Below are 3,960 nucleotides of genomic sequence, written 5' to 3' on the forward strand. Positions count from 1 at the left end.
GAGCATGCCGGACGGAAAGTCGTCTGGCAGATCGCGGCTCGCCGCAGCACCTACCAGAAGCACGGCAAGCGCAGTGTCCTGTATCGCGTCAAACGTCGGATCGAGAAAGCCAAGGCGCAGATGCGGGCCAAGGTCGAGCATCCGTTCCGGGTGATCAAGCGGCAGTTCGGCTACGTCAAGGTCCGCTTCCGCGGCCTGACGAAGAACACAGCGCAGTTGGTGACGCTGTTCGCCCTGTCGAACCTGTGGATGGCGCGAAAACATCTGCTGGTGGCAGGAGAGGTGCGTCCGTAATGCGGGGAATCATCCCGGCAAAGCGCCCCTTCAAGGGCAAAACATGGATTTGCAAAGAGGTATCGGTCTGAATTGCCACGGAACTGCCGTTTTTTTGAGCAATCGAGTGCTCGGGTAGGAAATGTCGGGGCTAATTCAGACTTTCCTTAATCTTACTGTGTCATAAACGTGGATGTCCCAAACCTCCGTACAGGTCCCGGCAATACTCAAGCATCAGGTAGACACCCAGTTGATGACGCAGCGTCGTGATCGAGTCCGCCACGTGCCGTTGTGCGCGCTGGCCGACCGCGGGGGCGGTAATCCGCGGGAAGCGCAGGTACCGTGCAGGCCATGAGGTTTTTTTTTCCTTGGCCATCCGGTCCGGACAGGGCCTCACGGCGCAGGCGCTGCCCGAGCAGAAAACCGTAGGCTGCGATGCTCAAGCTGGCATGGTGGTGGAATCCCCGCCAACCACGCCCCTCGTAATGTCCCAGCCCCAGGTCCTGCTTGAGATCCTGTAGTCGCGCTCGATACGCCAGCGCAGATGGGCGATGCGTACCAGCTCCGGCAGTGGCGTGTCCTGCGCGAGCGTGGACAGCCAGTAGCGGGTCGGCTTGTCCTGAGCGGGGGGCCATTCGATCAGCAGCCATTGCTGCGGGTGCAGCCGCTGTTTTGCCGATACGCTGCCGGCAGGGCGTACCCGTACTGCAGCGAAACGCCCGCTCAGTGGTTCGTTGGTTCCCTGGCGCCAGGTGAGTTCCGTAAAGAGCTCGGGCGGCAGCGACAGGGCCAGCTTCTTCACCGACAGTGGTCGATGCTCCGGCAAGCGCCGCGTGGCTACCGGTGGACGCCCCTTGCCCGTCCAGGGCTTGGGCGGTAGCGGCTGCTGGCCGGGTGGCCACACCCGCACGGCCGAGGTGACACCGACCACATAGGACAGCCCCATGGCCGTCAATCCCTGGCGAAAAGCGCTGTCCACGCCGTAACCGTCATCGGCCACCACACAATGATGGGGTTCCCCGGCTTCGAGCAACGCCTGCAACTGCGAAATCTGGGGCTTGGTGGCAAAGCGGACGTCCTCGGGTACGCCGGCCTTGCGGCGCCGCCCGGCATCTTCGGCCCACTCCCGGGGCAGGTACAAGCGCCAGGCCGACGTGCTGCCCGCCCTGGGCGACAAGCTGCCGACCGAAATCACCCGCCGCGACTGCGCCGACCTACAGGAGCGCATCGAGGCTCGAGGCGCGCTGAACACCCGTGACAAGATTCGCGTAGCAGGCCCGTACCAGCCCCGTCTCCGTGGTGAAATCGCCCGGTCGGATGAGCCACCGGCGTTCTGGCAAAACGTTACGGCATCAGCGATGAAACTGTACGTAAATGGCGCAAACGGGAAACCGAGGGAGGCGCTGGGTCGTGTCACGACCGCTCCAGCCGCCCGCAGCGACTGGCCTGGCGCGCCACAGCGGAAGAGCGCGCCATTGTCTGCCAGCTCTGCAGACCAACGGGCTTTGGCCTCGATGATCTGCCTTCGTGTCCGGTACTTCCTGCCCCACCTCAACCGCGACAGCGTCTGACGTATCCTCCGGGCCGAAAGGATTAACCGTCGCCCGCCGGCATCCAAACTCCATCCCATCCGTGGACAGGGCCAATTCCATGAGTACGACCTGGGCTTCGTTCATATCGTTGTAAAGCATCTGCCGAAGCTGAGAACGGCGGACGGCGACATCCGCAAGCGGTATCTGTATGTCGCCATCGATCGCCGCTCACGCTATGTCCACCTCGCTGTCTTCGATGCGGAGAACGCCGCGAATGCTTGTGCTTTTCTCCGCGCAATCAAGGCGGCTTTCCCTTTCTGGATCACGCATGTGCTGACCGATCGTGGCTCCTTCTGGATGGCCTGCCCCCATCGGAACAGTCCAACAGCGGCTTAGCGCAATGCCCGAGCTCGCCAGCTCCACATCGCCCCTTTCGAGCGACAGTCAGCTCATGAATAAAGTTGATGACATACTGTTCTACGCCAATGACATCTCACAACCAGACAATTAAGGCTCCGAAGGAATGTCCGTTGATGCTTTAGGCAGATAGATATGGCTGTCGACGAAAATCTTCTCGGGGATAGGCTCTCCTTGGGCTAGACGTTTGAGCATCCGGTAGCTTTGGCGGCCGATCTCGCGGCCTTCCAGGCTCAAATAGGCCTGTGCCAGGCCGTCGTCGAGCAGCGCGCGCTGTGCTGCGTCGGGCTCATTCGTAGCGATGATGATGGCCGGGCGCGCGCCCTTTTTGTCGAGTTCGGCGAGCAACGGGCCGAGTTGCTGGCGAAATACATCGGCTTGGTAAATCGGCCAACTGCCGGTACTGATAATGACGTCAACCTCGCTGGCCTTCAGCAAGGCGGCAAGCTGGAGCACCGCTTTCTCTGGGTTTTCGGCGCGATAGAGCGGGCAGCGGTTCGGCTCGCTCCAGCCATTCTCCCCCCTCAGCCGGTCAGCTGCCCTAACCTTGGCTTGGGGTTGGCTGCCACGCAGTTGCTGGCGGATGCCCTGGAGGCGTTCCTGGTAGTTGGTTTCCCGCGCGCTGCCGTTCAAGACGCATAGCTTTCCGCCCTGTGGCCTGAAGCGCTTGGCGAGTACGCCCAACTGTTGGCCGAAAGCCAGGTTGTCGAGCCCGACATAGCCTCTGCGCAGATGCCGCTCTGCCGGTTTCAAGTCCGCCTCGAAGGTGATCAGCGGCGTCTTGCCCGCCCGCTGCAAGGCATGATCGGCCAGCCATTTCGAATGGGTCACTGACAGGGCAATACCGTCCAGGTCCATGTTGAGGGCCTGCTCCAGTGCTTGATTTTGCAGGCGAAAATGCTCTAGCTCCGAGGCGCCCAGCAACAGACAGGTATCGCTCTGGGCCTGGGCGGCCTCGGCACAGCCCTCGCCGGCCTGGATGAAGAAGGGATGGTCGACCCGCTTGGCGATCAGCGCGAACTGTAACGGTTCGGCGCCGGCGGGGAGGCCGAGCGGCAGCCCGCAGAGCAGGGTGGCAGCGGAAAGAAAGCGGAAAAATAGACGTCTTTTCAAAACGGATCCTGGTGGCCTCCAGCATGGAGAGCTGACTTGTTATGGGTTTTTAGATGCCATGAGGTCGTTTGGGATGATCTCTACTTCACGAGGCAGGCTGACTGGTGACTGCGAAAGCCTGTTGAGATCAGGCCCTGCCCTTGATCAAGCTAAGTGGACGCGCTATGGGATGTCACGCCAGTGATCAGGTGTTTCAGCACTGACGGGACAAGGCAGAAAGCGAAAGGGCTTACAGAGAGCTTTTTTGTCGATCAGACGGCGGAGGAGGGCAGCTCGTAGGGCCTGAAGCGGTTCACAGCATCTCGAGATGATCCTTTGCCAGATGCGCGTAGCGCATGGTCATCGAGGGCAAGGCATGCCCCAATATCTCCTTGAGCCAACGACTGCCCATCCGCATGGCAAGACGCCAATGCCCGATCAATGCATGTCTTCTAGCCATGTGTGAAGAGTGGCTGGTTATGCTTCCTCAAGGTTTCGCGGGGATTTCCGGCAGCGCGTTGGACCGGTGAATGTAGCTGTCGACGAAAACCTTTTCTAGGTTCTGTTGACGTATCAGCGTAGCCATAGCAGAGCAGCCGCAAAGGCCAGCATTCCCTTGAAATGGCTGGCCTTCTTCTCATAACGT

At 60.8% G+C, this 3,960-nt stretch carries 2 protein-coding genes and 2 pseudogenes; 2 read left to right on the plus strand and 2 right to left on the minus strand.

Features of this window, described 5'->3' with window-relative positions:
* Nucleotides 1-294: transposase (locus EV691_RS22945; protein WP_165901265.1), on the plus strand; the 294-nt coding region annotated here is incomplete at its 5' end.
* A 206-nt stretch (nucleotides 295-500) separates the two neighbouring features.
* On the opposite strand, the pseudogene EV691_RS22950 reads toward EV691_RS22945, so the two are convergent.
* Nucleotides 501-1,429: pseudogene (locus tag EV691_RS22950) on the minus strand (IS701 family transposase); the annotation flags it as partial.
* Nucleotides 1,430-1,545: 116 nt separating this feature from the next.
* On the opposite strand from EV691_RS22950, the pseudogene EV691_RS24060 reads away from it, so the two are divergent.
* A pseudogene (locus tag EV691_RS24060) lies at nucleotides 1,546-2,168 on the plus strand (transposase family protein); the annotation flags it as partial.
* 144 nt (nucleotides 2,169-2,312) lie between these two features.
* On the opposite strand, the gene EV691_RS22960 reads toward EV691_RS24060, so the two are convergent.
* Nucleotides 2,313-3,335, minus strand: coding sequence for a substrate-binding domain-containing protein (locus EV691_RS22960; protein ID WP_131302105.1), 1,023 nt, complete (start codon nucleotides 3,333-3,335; stop codon nucleotides 2,313-2,315).
* Nucleotides 3,336-3,960 lie beyond the last annotated feature (625 nt).

The organism is Azotobacter chroococcum (genome assembly GCF_004339665.1).
Classification (GTDB): Bacteria; Pseudomonadota; Gammaproteobacteria; order Pseudomonadales; family Pseudomonadaceae; genus Azotobacter; species Azotobacter chroococcum.